Annotated in this window: 14 protein-coding genes; 8 read left to right on the forward strand and 6 right to left on the reverse strand. The window is 60.0% G+C overall.

What is annotated here, in order from left to right; translation table 11 throughout:
* Positions 1–304: 304 nt before the first annotated feature.
* A complete protein-coding gene (locus tag BBF94_RS04190; RefSeq protein ID WP_065257787.1) occupies positions 305–808 on the reverse strand; it encodes a polysaccharide deacetylase in 504 nt (167 codons plus the stop codon).
* Between the two features lie 297 nt (positions 809–1,105).
* On the opposite strand from BBF94_RS04190, the gene BBF94_RS04195 reads away from it, so the two are divergent.
* Positions 1,106–1,423: a hypothetical protein gene (locus BBF94_RS04195; RefSeq protein WP_065257788.1), complete on the forward strand. Its 318-nt coding sequence runs from the start codon at positions 1,106–1,108 to the stop codon at positions 1,421–1,423.
* 492 nt (positions 1,424–1,915) lie between these two features.
* The gene (locus tag BBF94_RS28115) at positions 1,916–2,005 is read left to right on the forward strand and encodes a hypothetical protein (protein WP_263970145.1); all 90 of its coding nucleotides are present in this window, start codon (positions 1,916–1,918) and stop codon (positions 2,003–2,005) included.
* A gap of 178 nt (positions 2,006–2,183) precedes the next feature.
* Here BBF94_RS28115 and BBF94_RS04200 read toward each other — a convergent pair whose 3' ends face one another.
* Both BBF94_RS04200 and hslO read right to left on the reverse strand, forming a co-directional pair.
* Complete coding sequence (locus BBF94_RS04200; RefSeq protein WP_065257789.1) at positions 2,184–3,725, reverse strand: phosphoenolpyruvate carboxykinase; 1,542 nt, start codon at positions 3,723–3,725, stop codon at positions 2,184–2,186.
* Positions 3,726–3,906: 181 nt separating this feature from the next.
* Positions 3,907–4,809 carry an Hsp33 family molecular chaperone HslO gene (gene hslO / locus BBF94_RS04205; RefSeq protein ID WP_065257790.1) on the reverse strand — a complete coding sequence of 301 codons (903 nt, stop codon included), beginning with the start codon at positions 4,807–4,809 and terminating at the stop codon, positions 3,907–3,909.
* 104 nt (positions 4,810–4,913) lie between these two features.
* On the opposite strand from hslO, the gene BBF94_RS04210 reads away from it, so the two are divergent.
* The gene (locus BBF94_RS04210) at positions 4,914–5,714 is read left to right on the forward strand and encodes a phosphatase PAP2 family protein (RefSeq protein ID WP_065257791.1); all 801 of its coding nucleotides are present in this window, start codon (positions 4,914–4,916) and stop codon (positions 5,712–5,714) included.
* 66 nt (positions 5,715–5,780) lie between these two features.
* Here the strand turns inward: BBF94_RS04210 and BBF94_RS04215 are convergent, their stop codons facing one another.
* Complete coding sequence (locus BBF94_RS04215; protein ID WP_065257792.1) at positions 5,781–6,188, reverse strand: RNA-binding S4 domain-containing protein; 408 nt, start codon at positions 6,186–6,188, stop codon at positions 5,781–5,783.
* 218 nt (positions 6,189–6,406) lie between these two features.
* Between BBF94_RS04215 and rimB the strand changes: the two genes are divergently transcribed.
* Together rimB and rimK are read left to right on the forward strand one after the other, a co-directional pair.
* Positions 6,407–6,886 (forward strand): retropepsin-like aspartic endopeptidase RimB, encoded by a 480-nt coding sequence (gene rimB / locus BBF94_RS04220; protein WP_065257793.1) that lies wholly within the window; start codon positions 6,407–6,409, stop codon positions 6,884–6,886.
* Positions 6,883–7,788, forward strand: a complete 906-nt coding sequence (gene rimK / locus BBF94_RS04225; RefSeq protein WP_065257794.1) for a 30S ribosomal protein S6--L-glutamate ligase — start codon at positions 6,883–6,885, stop codon at positions 7,786–7,788. The genes rimB and rimK overlap by 4 nt, the downstream gene beginning before the upstream one ends.
* 85 nt (positions 7,789–7,873) lie before the next feature.
* Here rimK and BBF94_RS04230 read toward each other — a convergent pair whose 3' ends face one another.
* On the reverse strand, positions 7,874–9,187 hold the full coding sequence (locus tag BBF94_RS04230; RefSeq protein WP_065257795.1) for an ATP-binding protein: 1,314 nt from the start codon (positions 9,185–9,187) through the stop codon (positions 7,874–7,876).
* Positions 9,188–9,299: 112 nt separating this feature from the next.
* Positions 9,300–10,040, reverse strand: a complete 741-nt coding sequence (gene ompR / locus BBF94_RS04235; RefSeq protein ID WP_007952694.1) for an osmolarity response regulator transcription factor OmpR — start codon at positions 10,038–10,040, stop codon at positions 9,300–9,302.
* Positions 10,041–10,401: 361 nt separating this feature from the next.
* Here ompR and BBF94_RS04240 point away from each other — a divergent pair, with 361 nt between their 5' ends.
* From BBF94_RS04240 to gshA, 3 genes are all read left to right on the forward strand, one after another.
* Positions 10,402–12,726, forward strand: coding sequence for a Tex family protein (locus BBF94_RS04240; RefSeq protein WP_065257796.1), 2,325 nt, complete (start codon positions 10,402–10,404; stop codon positions 12,724–12,726).
* A complete protein-coding gene (locus BBF94_RS04245; RefSeq protein WP_065257797.1) occupies positions 12,726–13,109 on the forward strand; it encodes a PaaI family thioesterase in 384 nt (127 codons plus the stop codon). The genes BBF94_RS04240 and BBF94_RS04245 overlap by 1 nt, the downstream gene beginning before the upstream one ends.
* Before the next feature lie 317 nt (positions 13,110–13,426).
* Positions 13,427–15,010, forward strand: coding sequence for a glutamate--cysteine ligase (gene gshA / locus BBF94_RS04250; protein ID WP_065257798.1), 1,584 nt, complete (start codon positions 13,427–13,429; stop codon positions 15,008–15,010).
* The last annotated feature ends 155 nt before the right edge of the window (positions 15,011–15,165 follow it).

Raw genomic sequence — 15,165 nt, forward strand, 5'->3', positions numbered from 1 at the left:
TCGATACGGGATGATACAGCGTCGGCGGCCCTGTCACGGGATCAAACAAATGAAACACTTTGTTCATCGCCATGTGAGTCGACCCGAGGGTAATGTCCGTCACGCTTCGAGCCAGGAAGGCCGATGCCTGTCACTTTTATCAAGGAATGAACATGCCGAATCTTTTGAAACGCCCCCTCGCCCTGATCCTTGCATCCCTGTTGCTGGGTGGATGCACGCCCTCTCCCGACAACTTTCCACCGCCTTGGGCATCCGCCATGACTGCGGGTGCAACCGCTTCGGTCTGACACCCGCAGACGCAGCGTCATGGGTGCAACACGGCCACCCGCAGCTGCTCATCCAGCACCCGCTCATGCACGTTCAGGCTTTTGCTTGCCCACTGTGCATGAGCCGGGCTGATATCGCCCGTGAATGCCGCCGCCAACTGACGCAAGTCCGCGACACTGCGTACCCGCGGGCAAAACGCTTGTTCGTCGCAACTCTGGCTGGCGTCGTGATAAGTGTTGAGCAAGCGATCCCACAGGCCGTCGCGCACCTGCCGGATCGACTTGAGCTGCATCTGCTGCACGCCCAATCGTTGTTTGAGTCCGGTTTCGTCCAACGCTTCGCTGGCCAGGAGGGCCTTGCCGAAGATCAGCACTTGCGCGCGGGAGGCTGTGTCGATGTTGTCCTGAGTGGTGAGGGCCTCCGGCCAGCCACTGCGCTCCAGATTGGCCAGAGCCAATCCGTTGCCCGCATCGGAGGCCATCGTCAAACGACAACCACTGGCCCACAGCAAAATGATCGAGGCCATTCGTAGCCACTGCATACCCAATTCCCTTTAAGCGTGTGTCGGACGCCTGGAAACGCCCTACGGATTCTGGCGCGCACCATACAGAGGTTTAACGGGAATCGCCCGACAAAAACGTCGGAAATTTCCCTGCTCAGGGTTTTGCTGTGAAAAAACTGCAAAAACGCGTAGGGCAAATACCCGAACGCCGGAAAAAACCCCTACGAACTCTGTCCATCGTGGCTGTCTTGTCCCGGTCGAGGGCGCCCTTCTATAGTGGCCGGCGCGGCTGAAAACACTGTGTCGGCCCGCGACTTCGTAAGGACACACCCGATCATGAACATGTTCAAACCGCTAAACACCCGATACCGCGCACTCACAACCAGCTATAGCGACAGGCCCGTGCTGGTCATTGATACCGAAGCGAGCCACCGCGATCTCCTCGATGCCGCCGATCAGCGACTGCGTGCAGCCAACAACCTGCTGGAAACGCTTTACTGCCTGTGTTTCAAACAGGCCGACGTGAAGGACATCCCCAATATCGTCAGTGTGCTCTATCTGCTGACTCAGGACGGCTGTGACTTGCTGGAAGTTGCCAGGCATCGGACAGGCAACCAGCGCCATCAGACGAGCTCCCAAAGCTCGCAACAATGACCGCAACGCTCAGAATCTCTCTGTCTGCACTCACATCAACGACCTCGGCCTCACCGACATCGATCTGCGAAACCACACCGTGGCTTCTTGCACCTGGTTCCCCGAGCTGGCTCAGGGTCGGCGCCATGCGTCACGGAACAGCGAAGACGTCCACTTCAAGGCGGTTAAAGAAACCATTTGCAGCCCGGCGAGAGCACTGACGTAGAGCAGTAGAAGGAAATCGGGCGACTCGTTGGAAAACATTATCGATCTGTAGGAGCGGCCTGCCTTGATCTGTATCCCGTTCCTACAGGCAGCGATGTCTTGTCTTCTATCAGCGCCAGTGGGCGGACACCTATAGTTGGAAGACCGAGACAACATCATGGAGCGGATCGGACAGGAAAATCCCGTTGCGGCGATGGAGCTCGATGAGGTTTTCGAACTGAAAGGAGAAAGCGCTCGCAAGCACCCAGTCATATATACCGAAAAGGTATCGCGCAAGGCACCCGCGAAATCGTCGTCACCCCAAACTACGTCATCATCTACGCAATCAAAGTTGATGTTGTGGAGGTACTGCGAGTGCTGCATACCCGACGGCGATGACCATGATGGCTGGAGAAAAAATGTTTAGGAGTTCGCGGCTCCTTAAGCAGCATTATTCTGGCTGCTTAGCGCGGACTCTGCGGAAATGATGGCAGTTGATGTGACAACGAAGTCCAACCAATCACCCACAAAAAAGCCGCCCCTGAGAGGCGGCTTTTTCATTCACCAGAACCAGATCTTACAACTTGGGCCCGGCAGCCTTGATCGCGTCGCTCACGTCGAACTTCTTGAAGTTCTCGATGAACAGACCGGCCAGAGCTTTGGCAGCTTCGTCGTACGCAGCCTTGTCAGCCCAGGTGTTGCGCGGGTTGAGCAGGTTGGTTTCGACGCCCGGTACGGCCAGCGGCACGTCCAGGTTGATGGTGTCCAGGTGTTCGGTTTCGGCACCGACCAGTGCACCGCTCTGGATCGCTGCGATCACGGCGCGGGTGGTCGGGATGTTGAAGCGTTTGCCGACGCCGTAGCCACCACCGGTCCAGCCGGTGTTGACCAGGTAGACCTTGGAGCCGAAGCCCTTGATGCGCTTGATCAGCAGTTCAGCGTATTCGCCAGCCGGGCGCGGGAAGAACGGTGCGCCGAAGCAGGTGGAGAAGGTCGACTTGATGCCGCTGCCCGAACCCATTTCGGTCGAGCCCACCAGTGCGGTGTAGCCGGACAGGAAGTGGTAGGCCGCCTGCTCGTTGTTCAGGATCGAAACTGGCGGCAGTACGCCGGTCAGGTCGCAGGTCAGGAAGATCACAGCGTTCGGCTCGCCGCCCAGGTTCTTCTCGGAACGCTTGGCAACGTGCTCCAGCGGGTAGGCTGCGCGGCTGTTCTGGGTCAGGCTGACATCGGCGTAGTCGGCGTGCTTGGCATCATCGATCACGACGTTTTCCAGCACGGCGCCGTGCTTGATGGCTTTCCAGATGACCGGCTCGTTCTTCTCGGACAGATCGATGCACTTGGCGTAGCAGCCGCCCTCGATGTTGAAGACAACACCTTCGCCCCAGCCGTGCTCGTCGTCACCGATCAGGTAACGGCTTTCGTCGGCGGACAGGGTGGTCTTGCCGGTACCGGACAGGCCGAAGAACAGGGTCACGTCGCCAGCTTCGCCGATGTTGGCGGCGCAGTGCATTGGCAGAACGTCGGAAGCCGGCAGCAGGAAGTTCTGCACCGAGAACATGGCTTTCTTCATTTCACCGGCGTAACGCATGCCGGCGATCAGCACTTTTTTCTGAGCGAAGTTGAGGATCACGCAACCATCGGAGTTGGTGCCGTCACGCTCGGGCACGCACTCGAAGTTGGCCACGTTCAGCACTTGCCACTCTTCACGGCCGGCCGGGTTGTACCGGGCCGGGTTGATGAACAGGCAACGACCGAACAGGTTCTGCCAGGCAGTCTGCGTGGTCATCTTCACGGCCAGGTAGTGATCTTCGGCCGCGCCTACATGCACGTGGGAAACGAAATGCTCTTGCGCGTTGTTGAACGCCTCGACGCGAGCCCACAGCGCGTCGAACTTGTCGGCCGGGAACTTGCGGTTGATCGGGCCCCAGGCGATGGCGTCCTGGGTGGAAGGCTCTTCAACGATGAAACGGTCGACTGGCGAACGGCCGGTGCGGTGACCGGTGCGAACGACCAGAGCGCCGGTATCGGCAAGCTCGCCTTCACCGCGTTTCAGGGCTTCTTTTACCAGATCATCAACACTCAGATCGGTGTACACGGCGTTATTGGCTTGCGTCATGAGGTTCCCCGTCGGCCAGTGGCCGAGTGTGCTCCAAACGTTTTGTAGTAGAAAGTCGTGCACTACTACCGCGAAAAAAGTGGGCCGAATTATGCCAGAAAAGCCCAAAAAGAGTAGGGCCCTCCCGTCGTAACGGCGTTATTCCGTCGTTGAGCAGTGAATTTACCTGCGCTGAACCGTTTTAGTGCCGGGTATCTGACGGCGTCTCGACACCCGCACCCGCGAACAATTGAGCGATATCCGCCGCATCGAACACGTAGCGCTGGTTACAGAACTGGCAATCGATCTCCACACGGCCGCCCTGCTCGGCCACCAATTGCTGCGCATCCTCCAGACCCAGGCTGACCAGCGCGTTGCCCGAGCGCTCACGGGAGCAGCTGCAGTGGAAGCGCAGTTTCTGCGCATCGAACAGCCGTACCTGCTCTTCATGGTAGAGACGATGCAGAACCGTTTCGTTGTCCAGGCTCAACAATTCATCGGCGGTCAGGGTATTGCCCAGTGCGGTGATGTGCTGCCAGCTGGCGGCGCGTTCTTCTTCATCTTTCAGGCGATCGGCCGGCAGTTGTTGCAGCATGAGGCCACGCGCACGACGACCATCGGCGCACAGCTTGAATCGGGTGCCGACCTGCTGGGACATGACGAAGTAGTTGGTGAAGCAATCGGACAGGGTTTCGCCGTCCAGGTCGACGATGCCCTGATAACGCTGGCCGACCGCCGGGTCGATCGTCAGGGCCAGGACACCGTTGGGCATCAGGTCGGCCAGGGTCGCATCCGGGCCGATCAGATCAGCCTCGTACCGCGCCAGGCCACGGATTTCACGCTCGCTGGAACATTCGATCATCAGCAGGGGAATCGGGCCTTCGGAACGCGCCTGGAGAATCAGCAGGCCATCGAATTTCAGGGTGCCCACCAGCAGCGCCGCAGCAGCCATCAGTTCACCCAGCAGTTGCGCAACCGGCTCGGGATACGGGTGCTTGGCGAGCACCTCGGCATAGCTGCGCTCCAGCGACACCAGTTCGCCGCGTGTGTCGCTGTCATCGAAGATGAAGCGTTGGGTGTAATCGGTATCGAGGAAATCGGTCATAGGTCTAGGTTTCTGAATTTAATGACAAAAAGGTTACAAAGAATGAAAATTCCGCGCTTCCGGCGTCGATTTTGATGCCTGTGTTCAGCCACGGGAGGCATTTTATGAACAATCCGGGTTTGTTCCAATCAAGGTGGAACCTCGGCCGGCTGGTTCTGTGCAATGCGGTGCCATTGGCACTTCTGGCTTTCTGGTTATGGCCTACGGGTCAGATGCTGTGTGTGATTTTCGACGAGTGGCTGTTCCGCTCACTCAACACACCGCTGGCCAGCAACCCCATATGGCTCCACATATGGGCAATTGCAAGTCTGCGTCCGTTCGACATTGTCGTCGGACTGATTCTGCTGACGCTGCTGATCAAGGGCGACTGGGTCTTCAAGGCGATTGACGTACGCCGCGCCTTCTTCGGCTTTTTCTCCATCCTGCTGCTGATGGTGGTGATTCGCGCGCTGTTTTCCAAGTTCGCCGACCACATGGGCTGGCAGCACAACAGTCCCTCCATGGTGCTCGAAGGCGCCGTCCATATGAGTGACTACTTCCCGCATCTGGAAAAGACCTTTGAGCTGAAAGATCGCTCGAGTCAGAGCTTTCCCGGTGACCATGCTTCGGTGTTGCTGATCTGGGCTTTGTTCATGGGTGTGTTCAGTCGCTCGGCCGGACAGTTCCTGACAGTCTGGGGCCTGGCGCTGCTGTTCATGCTGCCGCGTTTGGTGGCCGGTGCGCACTGGGGCCAGGACGATTACATCGGCGGCATGCTGCTGGCGGTATGGGCACTGGGGTGGGGTTACTACACGCCGTTTGCCTATCACGCGGCAAACTTCTGGTTGAAGGTCACCGCGCCGATTTTTGCTTTTCTGGGCAAGCTGCCATTGGTTTCGCGGATGAGTGTGGTGGCGCTCCGATAAAACGATGCGCCTGAAAAGATCGCGGTTTGCGGCGCTCCTTCGGGAGCGCATGCAGACTGCGATCTTTTATTCATTGCCACTGTTCCCACGAAATTTAAACAAATCGCGCCGCTGCTTTTTACTCGGCTTGCCATCGGTCGTCACACCCAACGCCCCGGCCTTGCGCATCGCCGCAGCGGCTTCACGCTTGGCGATACTGGCGTCGGTTTCCGCATACAGCGTCTGAGCTTCCGGCGCGCCGCGACGCACGATCGACAGGGCTTGCACCACTACGGTCTTCTCATCGAAGCCGGTACGAATTTCCAATTCATCACCGATGCGTGGCTCTTTGCCAGGCTTGCAGCGCTCCCCTCGACAATGCACCTTGCCGCTTTCAATAGCGGCTTTGGCCAAGGCACGGGTCTTGAAAAAGCGTGCAGCCCACAGCCATTTATCGAGACGGACCTTGTCGTCCTCTTCGCTTTTTTGTGCCATGGAATTTCCTCATTCTGAAATATTGATGAACTGTACTACCGTTTCTGTCGTGCCATGAATTGTGCTGTCCCGGATTACAATCCACACATTCCGGGATGTGTTTGATAAGGCGCAAATTCCGGCCGCAGATATCTGTCGCCTTTTATCCATTATTCTGCGTGAATACCGCGGATGCGGCTCCCTGCGGGCCGATCGGCTTTCACCGGTTGAGCATTTTTTTGAAGACATTTGACCATTTGACCGTTGTCGGTCTGCGCGAGTGGGTGGCGCTCCCGGATCTGGGAGTCGCAGGCCTTCGGGCAAAAATCGACACCGGCGCCAGCACCTCCAGCCTGCATGCCACCGACATCGAACCGTTCGAACGGGACGGCGAGAAGTGGGTGCGTTTCACCGCGCATCTGGGCACGGTGGTGCAGTTGCGTCACCGGCGTTGCGAAGCGCCGCTGGTGACCCGCAAGACCATCAAGAGCTCCAACGGCCAGGCCCAGGTGCGCTACGTGATCAGCACCACACTGGCCCTCGGTGACCGGGTATGGCCGGTGGAGTTCACCCTCGCCTGCCGCAAGTCCATGCGCTATCGCCTGTTGCTCGGTTCAAAAGCCCTGATCGACGGCCAGCTGGTGGTCAATCCGGGCATCAAGTATGTACAAGACAAGCCGGTGTTCCCGGTATCTACCTCCTCCACAGGTGTTGCATGAAGATCGCTGTGCTGTCGCGCAATCCGCGTCTGTATTCCACCCGCCGTCTGGTCGAAGCCGGAACCGAACGCGGGCATGAAATGGTCGTGATCGATACCTTGCGCGCCTACATGAACATCGCCAGCCACAAGCCGCAGATCCACTATCGCGGCAAACCGCTGGAAGGTTTCGATGCAGTGATTCCGCGGATCGGTGCATCGGTCACGTTCTATGGTTGCGCGGTGCTGCGTCAGTTCGAAATGATGGGGGTTTTTCCCCTCAACGAATCGGTAGCCATCGCCCGCTCCCGGGACAAGCTGCGTTCGCTGCAACTGTTGTCACGTCGCGGGATCGGCCTGCCGGTGACCGGCTTCGCCCACTCGCCCGACGACATTCCCGACCTGATCGACATGGTCAACGGCGCGCCGCTGGTGATCAAGGTGCTCGAGGGCACCCAGGGCATCGGCGTGGTTCTGTGCGAAACCGCGACGGCGGCGGAGTCGGTGATCGAGGCGTTCATGGGCCTGAAGCAGAACATCATGGTGCAGGAATACATCAAGGAAGCGGGCGGTGCGGACATCCGCTGTTTCGTGGTCGGCGACAAGGTGATTGCGGCGATGAAACGCCAGGCCAAGCCGGGGGAATTCCGCTCCAACCTGCACCGGGGGGGCAGTGCCAGCCTGATCAAGATCACCCCGGAAGAGCGCATGACCGCGCTGCGCGCCGCCAAGGTGATGGGCCTGACGGTCGCAGGCGTGGATATCCTGCGCTCCAATCACGGACCGCTGGTGATGGAGGTGAACTCGTCGCCGGGTCTGGAAGGCATCGAAACCACCACCGGCAAAAACGTGGCAGGGATCATCATCGAGCACCTCGAAAAGAACGGTGGCCCGAACATGACCCGCACCAAGGGCAAAGGATAAATAAACAGCAGCGAGCTACGAGCTGCATGAGGCGAGTAAAATCCGCTTTTGCTTGCAGCTCAAAGCTTGCAGCTCGGGGCTGCTTTCAAACGGCATCCCTTGGCAGCATCAATCCCAGCGGCAACCGCACCCGCGCCTCCAGACCACCACCGGATCGGTTGCGCAGCTCGACATTGCCACCGTGCATCGATGCAATCCGCTTCACGATCGCCAGGCCCAGCCCGGTGCCCTTCCCGCCTCGTGCGCGATCACCACGGGTGAAAGGGTTGAAGATCGCCTCGAGCTCCGACGGATCGATCCCCGCCCCACGGTCCATCACGCTCAACACCACATACGGCGCACTGTTGTCACCCGACACGTAGGCCGCGACTTCGACGCTGCCGCCCGCATGGTTCAAGGCATTGCCGATCAGGTTGTTCAGCAGGCGTTTCATCGACACCCGGCGCAGCGGAAACGGCTGGATCGGTTCCAGACGCAAGCGCACCTTTTCCTCACTCTGGTTGTACGGCGCTGCGACCTCACGCACCAGATCGCTCAGATCAACTTCCTCCACCGACTCGTCACGACCATCACGAATGAACGCGAGGAACTGATCGAGAATCGCGTCCATGTCTTCGATGTCACGCACCATGTCGTCGGTCAGGTCGGTGCGGTCGCCCATCAACTCCAGCGAGAGCCGCAGCCGCGTCAGCGGCGTGCGCAAGTCGTGGGAAACACCGGCCAGCATCAGCTCGCGCTCACGCCCGGCCTGTTCGACGTCTTCGGCCATCTGGTTGAAGGCGCGATACACCTCGGTCATTTCGCTGGGCGTATCACTGATCGGCAGACGTACGCTACGGCCCTGTCCCAGTTGCCGCGCCGCATAAACAAGGCGCTTCAAAGGCTGGTTGAGCTGGCTGACGAAAATCCATGCCGACGCGGTCGAGAGCAAACCGATGGCGAGGAACCAGCCGAGCACGTTCCAGATTTTCTGGCCGCGCAACGGATGCGGATACAGCGGCACTTTCAGCCAGCCATCACCGAGGCTTGGCGCACGCACCCACAGTGCCGGCGGTGAATGCATGCGCAGCCGGACTTCGGTATCGGCCCCCAGTTCCGCCTGCATCTGCCGCTGATAGATTTCGCTGTAGGGCCAGTGCTGTTCACCTTCCGGCACGCCTGCACCAATCACCCGGATCAGGGTCGCGGCATCGGCGATCTTCGCGCGGTTTTCTTCATCGGCCGCCCAATAGGCACGCAGCGTCAGGGCGACGCCGTGACTGTACTGACGATCAACCAGCACGTCCTCGTTCATCAGCAGATAAACCAGGGTCAGGGCCTTGGAGAACAATACGACGATGAGCACCAGCCAGAGGGTGCGGGAGAAAAAGCTTTGGGGGAACCAGACAGGGGTTTTCATGGATAACCGCTACGCGCTTGCAGGAGCGAGCAATGCTCGCATATTGCAGATGGCGAGTCTGTTGGCGCAGCGCTTCGCGCTTGCCTCCAGACCCGCTCCTGCAAATCAGCCGTCACTTGGTGGAGTTGCCATCCGGCACGAATACATAACCCACGCCCCAGACGGTCTGGATGTAGCGCGGCTTGGACGGATCGGGTTCGATCATCCGGCGCAGACGGGAAATCTGCACGTCGATGGAGCGCTCCAGGGCATCCCACTCCCGGCCACGGGCCAGGTTCATCAGTTTGTCGCGGGTCAGCGGCTGACGAGCGTTCATCACCAAAGCCTTGAGCACCGCAAACTCACCGGTGGTGAGCATGTGTACTTCGTCACCGCGCTTGAGTTCGCGGGTGGCCAGGGACAGCACATAGTCGCCGAACGTGACGTTTTCCTCTTCACTGCCCGGCGCACCCGGCACCGGTGCAGCCTGACGGCGCAGCACGGCCTTGACGCGGGCCATCAACTCGTCCGGGTTGAACGGCTTGGCCAGGTAGTCGTCGGCGCCCAGTTCCAGGCCCTTGATCCGGCTCAGTTCGTCGCCCTTGGCGGTGAGCATGATGATCGGGATCTGGTTGTTCGCGCCACGCAGGCGACGGCAGGCGGTCAGGCCGTCTTCGCCCGGCAGCATCAAATCAAGAACGACCAGGTTGAATACTTCACGAGACAGCAGACGATCCATCTGCTCGGTGTTCGGTACGGCGCGGGCACGGTAGCCCTTGCTGACGAAGAAGCGTTCCAGCAGGCTGCTCAGCCCAGGATCGTCGTCAACAATAAGAATTTTTTCGCCTTCAGCAGTTTGTGCAGTGCTGCTCATTGGATGCTCCTTTTAGCTCGGCGCGCATTATGGCGTAGCTGCCGTTATACGCACCGTGTGCATTGTTAGCAGATTTTTCCTTCACTGCCAGAAAACCGGGGCTTGAGCCTACAGACCGTGTCGCCCCCGAATGACAGAACGCCGGTTATAATGCGCGGCCTTTTGAGTCAGGCAACGTCTGAATCGTTACCGCAGGTGGCCGCCCTTTATTTTCATGGGCGTCGCAGTAATTGTTCGATTTCACGGGTCAACGGAATGCCTTTTGACCCAGGCAGCGGCCGTGAGCGAGCCGCCCCACCAGACTCCGGGCCTTCATTTACGTGCCTGCGAGCCTGCTTTTCACAATTTGTCAGGTGGTTTTATGGACAGCATCAACAGCCGCATCGCCGAGGAACTCGGCGTACGCCCGCAACAGGTCGAAGCGGCCGTCGCGCTACTCGATGAAGGCTCGACAGTTCCCTTCATCGCCCGTTACCGGAAAGAAGTGACCGGCAGCCTCGATGACACTCAACTGCGTCATCTGGAAGAGCGTCTGCGCTACCTGCGAGAACTCGACGAACGGCGCATCAGTATCCTCGCCAGCATTCAGGAGCAGGGAAAACTCACCCCTGAACTGGAGCGCGAAATCAAACTCGCCGACACCAAGACCCGCCTCGAAGACTTGTACCTGCCGTACAAGCAGAAACGCCGCACCAAGGGCCAGATCGCCCTGGAAGCCGGCCTCGGCGAGCTGGCCGACGGCCTGTTCAACGACCCGAACCTGACCCCGGAAACCGAAGCCGCGCGCTTCATCAACGCCGAAAAAGGCGTGGCGGACATCAAGGCTGCACTGGAAGGCGCCAAGTACATCCTCATGGAGCGTTTTGCCGAAGACGCCAACCTGCTGGAAAAACTGCGCAACTATTTGAAGCAGGAAGCCACCCTCAGTGCCCGCGTGATCGCCGGCAAGGAAGAGGAAGGCGCCAAGTTCCGCGATTACTTCGAACACGACGAGCCGCTGAAAGGCGTGCCGTCGCACCGCGCGCTGGCGATTTTCCGTGGCCGCAATGAAGGCATCCTCAGTTCTGCGCTGAAAGTCGGCGAAGAACTGCCGGGCACTTTGCACCCGTGCGAAGGCATGATCGGCCAGCACGTCGGCATCCAGAACCAGAACCGTCCGGCCGACAAGTGGCTGAGTGAAGTGGTGCGCTGGACCTGGAAGGTCAAGCTCTACACCCACCTGGAAACCGACCTGCTGGGCGAACTGCGCGACGGCGCCGAAGCCGAAGCGATCAACGTTTTCGCCCACAACCTGCATGACCTGCTGCTGGCCGCTCCGGCCGGTCCACGGGCTACCCTGGGCCTCGACCCGGGCCTGCGCACCGGCTGCAAGGTCGCGGTGGTCGACGCCACCGGCAAGCTGCTGGATCACACAACCGTCTACCCACACGTACCGCACAACAAATGGGACCAGACCATCGCGATTCTGGCCGCCCTGTGCGCCAAGCACTCGGTTGACCTGATCGCCATCGGCAACGGCACCGCCAGCCGTGAAACCGACAAGCTGGCCATCGAGCTGATCAAAAAATATCCAGCCATGAAAATGACCAAAGTCATGGTCTCCGAAGCCGGCGCATCGGTGTATTCGGCATCGGAGCTGGCAGCCAGAGAATTCCCTGATCTGGATGTGTCGATCCGTGGCGCTGTTTCCATCGCCCGTCGCCTGCAAGACCCGCTGGCCGAACTGGTGAAGATCGATCCGAAATCCATCGGTGTCGGCCAGTACCAGCACGACGTGTCGCAACTGAAACTGGCGCGCGGCCTGGATGCCGTGGTCGAAGACTGCGTGAACGCCGTGGGCGTGGACGTGAATACCGCGTCGGTGGCGCTGCTGGCGCGGATCTCCGGCCTCAATGCGACCCTGGCGCAGAACATCGTGACTCACCGTGACGAAAACGGCGCGTTCAAGACTCGCGCCGCGCTGAAGAAAGTCGCGCGTCTGGGCGAGAAAACCTTCGAACAGGCCGCCGGCTTCCTGCGCGTGATGAACGGCGACAACCCGCTGGACGCTTCGGCCGTTCACCCGGAAGCCTATCCGCTGGTGCAACGCATCGCCGCCGAAACCGACCGCGACATCCGCTCGCTGATCGGCGACGCCGGGTTCCTCAAGCGTCTGGACCCGAAGAAATTCACCGACGAGACCTTCGGTCTGCCAACCGTCACCGACATCCTGCAGGAACTGGAAAAACCGGGCCGCGACCCGCGTCCGGAGTTCAAGACCGCCGAGTTCCAGGAAGGCGTCGAGGACCTGAAAGACCTGCAACCGGGGATGATCCTCGAAGGCGTGGTGACCAACGTGACCGCGTTCGGTGCGTTCGTCGACATTGGCGTTCACCAGGACGGTCTGGTGCACATCTCGGCGCTGTCGGAGAAGTTCATCAAGGACCCACGCGAAGCGGTGAAGGCCGGTGACGTGGTGAAAGTGAAGGTCATGGAAGTCGACATCCCGCGCAAACGCGTCGGCCTGTCGATGCGCATGAGCGACACCCCGGGCGAGAAAGTCGACGGTGCCCGCGGCTCGCGTCCGGGCTCGGCGCCACGCCAGTCGCAGGGTTCGGCTCCACGCAAGGAAAGCGCCCCGGCTGCCCCGGCGAACAACGCCATGGCCTCGCTGTTCGCCAACGCCAAGCAGTTGAAGAAACGCTGATGGAAATTCCGGCCGGGCTCGTCGAGAGCGCGTTTTACAAGCTGTTGGGCTGCCGCCTGCAGAGCCTGGAAACCGGGGTGGCGCAAGTCGCCCTGGTGCTGGAACCCGAACTGCGCAACCGCGGCGGCAAGCTGCACGGCGGCGCGCTGTTCAGTCTGGTCGATATCGCCATGGGGCTGGCCTGTTCCAGCACCCACGGTTTTGACCAGCAGAGCGCTACCATCGAGTGCAAGATCAACTACATCCGCGCCGTCTCCGAAGGCGAGGTGATCTGCACGGCCCGGGTGATCCATCCGGGCCGGCGCACGCTGGTGGTCGAAGCCGACGTGATGCAGGGCGACAAACTGGTCGCAAAAGCACAAGGCACGTTCGCTGTCCTGTAGCTAGTCGTCATCGATTTGGGTTAATTTCGGCGCTGTGATCGCAGCGTCGAGCTTTTCTGTGGGAGCGGGCTTGCCCGCGAATGGGGCGTATCAGCCAGTATCAACTAGTCTGATACACCGCTTTCGCGGGCAAGCCCGCTCCCACAGGGATCGCGTAATCTTCGCGTGCATCGGCCAGATTCAGGGAGCGAAGTTGGCGTTTCAACGGGGGCTTCAGGGCCCGAAAAACCAGGCGAAAACGCCAGTTTCAACTTCACCCTTGTAGACCGTCCTGCCCACCCCCATATTGGGGCGACTGACGCGTGAAGGAATCCAAATTGAGCGAACTTCTCAACCGCCGCCTGGCTCTGCTCGGTGAGCGCGCCAACCTCTCTCTGCTCCAACAGTGTCTGCACGGCATCGAACGCGAATGCCTGCGCGTGACCGGCGAGGGTCGACTGGCGCAAACGCCGCACCCCGAAAGCCTGGGTTCCGCGCTGACCAACGAACAGATCACCACCGACTACTCCGAGTCGCTGCTGGAATTCATCACCCCCGCCCTGTCCGACCCGGCCGATACCCTGGCCAGCCTGGAAAGAATTCATCGCTTCGCCTACAGCAAGCTCGGCAACGAGTACCTGTGGAGTCCATCGATGCCGTGCCCGCTGCCGGCCGAGGAAGACATCCCGATCGCCTATTACGGCACCTCCAACATCGGTCAGCTCAAGTACGTCTACCGCAAGGGCCTGGCCCTGCGTTACGGCAAGACCATGCAGTGCATCGCCGGGATTCACTACAACTTCTCCCTGCCTGAAAAGCTCTGGCCGCTGCTGAAAGAAGCCGAAGGCTTCGTCGGCACCGACCGGGATTTCCAGTCGTCGTCCTATATCGCGCTGATCCGCAACTTCCGTCGCTACAGCTGGCTGCTGATGTACCTGTTCGGCGCTTCGCCGGCACTGGATGCAGGTTTCCTGCGGGGCCGTCCGCACCAGTTGGAACAGTTCGATGCGGACACGCTGTACCTGCCCTACGCCACCAGCCTGCGCATGAGCGACCTCGGTTACCAGAGCAACGCCCAGGCCGGCCTGACCCCGTGCTACAACGACCTGTCGAGCTACACCGACAGTCTGCGCAAGGCTGTGGCCACGCCGTACGCACCGTACGTGGAAATCGGCACGCACCAGGATGGCGAATGGGTGCAACTCAATACCAACATCCTGCAGATCGAAAACGAGTACTACTCCAATATCCGCCCGAAACGCGTGACCTACACCGGCGAGCGGCCGATCCAGGCCCTGATGGCCCGTGGCATCCAGTACGTCGAAGTGCGCTGTCTGGACATCAACCCGTTCCTGCCGATGGGCATTGACGTCACCGAGTCGCGCTTCCTCGATGCATTCCTGTTGTACTGCGCGCTGAACGACAGCCCGCTGCTGACCAACATCAGCTGCGGCAATGCCACTTCCAACTTCCTCAGCGTGGTCAAGGAAGGTCGGCGTCCGGGCCTGCAACTGCAGCGTGATGGCCAGCCAGTCGATTTGAAGGAATGGGCGACAGAACTGTTGGAAAACATTGCTCCGCTGGCAGCGATGCTCGATCAGAGCCATGGCGGCGATGCCCACAGCAAGGCCCTCGACGCGCAACTGGCCAAGGTCAGGGACGCGTCCCTGACGCCTTCGGCCCAGGTGCTGGCAGCCATGACCGAACACAAGGAAAGCTTCGCGCAATTCTCCCTGCGTCAGAGCCAGGTTCACGCCGAGTTCTTCCGCAGCGAGCCGTTGGCGGCTGACGAGCAAGCGAAGTTTGAAGAACTGGCGCGCTCGTCGCTGGCGCAACAGGCTGAGCTGGAGCAGAACGAAGTTGGCGATTTCGATGTGTTTGTCGGGTCGTATCAGGCGAGCATTCTGGCGATCAGTAATTGATTGATCGGCTTTGGATCTTTTCCCCTCACCCTAACCCTCTCCCCGAGGGAGAGGGGACTGACCGAGTTGTACTCTCGAACTGCATCGACCTGAAATACCAAGTCGAACTCCGATTTTGAAAAGCCCCCCGATCAGCTCCCTTTCCCCCTCGCCCC

Source organism: Pseudomonas bananamidigenes, assembly GCF_001679645.1.
Taxonomy (GTDB): domain Bacteria; phylum Pseudomonadota; class Gammaproteobacteria; order Pseudomonadales; family Pseudomonadaceae; genus Aquipseudomonas; species Aquipseudomonas bananamidigenes.

What these genes read in the sequence shown, in the direction of transcription:
- BBF94_RS04190 (WP_065257787.1), bottom strand. Translation starts at nt 808, where the DNA reads ATGCAGTGGCTACGAATGGCCTCGATCATTTTGCTGTGGGCCAGTGGT.
- BBF94_RS04195 (WP_065257788.1), top strand. Translation starts at nt 1,106, where the DNA reads ATGAACATGTTCAAACCGCTAAACACCCGATACCGCGCACTCACAACC.
- BBF94_RS04200 (WP_065257789.1), bottom strand. Translation starts at nt 3,725, where the DNA reads ATGACGCAAGCCAATAACGCCGTGTACACCGATCTGAGTGTTGATGAT.
- hslO (WP_065257790.1), bottom strand. Translation starts at nt 4,809, where the DNA reads ATGACCGATTTCCTCGATACCGATTACACCCAACGCTTCATCTTCGAT.
- BBF94_RS04210 (WP_065257791.1), top strand. Translation starts at nt 4,914, where the DNA reads ATGAACAATCCGGGTTTGTTCCAATCAAGGTGGAACCTCGGCCGGCTG.
- BBF94_RS04215 (WP_065257792.1), bottom strand. Translation starts at nt 6,188, where the DNA reads ATGGCACAAAAAAGCGAAGAGGACGACAAGGTCCGTCTCGATAAATGG.
- rimK (WP_065257794.1), top strand. Translation starts at nt 6,883, where the DNA reads ATGAAGATCGCTGTGCTGTCGCGCAATCCGCGTCTGTATTCCACCCGC.
- BBF94_RS04230 (WP_065257795.1), bottom strand. Translation starts at nt 9,187, where the DNA reads ATGAAAACCCCTGTCTGGTTCCCCCAAAGCTTTTTCTCCCGCACCCTC.
- ompR (WP_007952694.1), bottom strand. Translation starts at nt 10,040, where the DNA reads ATGAGCAGCACTGCACAAACTGCTGAAGGCGAAAAAATTCTTATTGTT.
- BBF94_RS04240 (WP_065257796.1), top strand. Translation starts at nt 10,402, where the DNA reads ATGGACAGCATCAACAGCCGCATCGCCGAGGAACTCGGCGTACGCCCG.
- BBF94_RS04245 (WP_065257797.1), top strand. Translation starts at nt 12,726, where the DNA reads ATGGAAATTCCGGCCGGGCTCGTCGAGAGCGCGTTTTACAAGCTGTTG.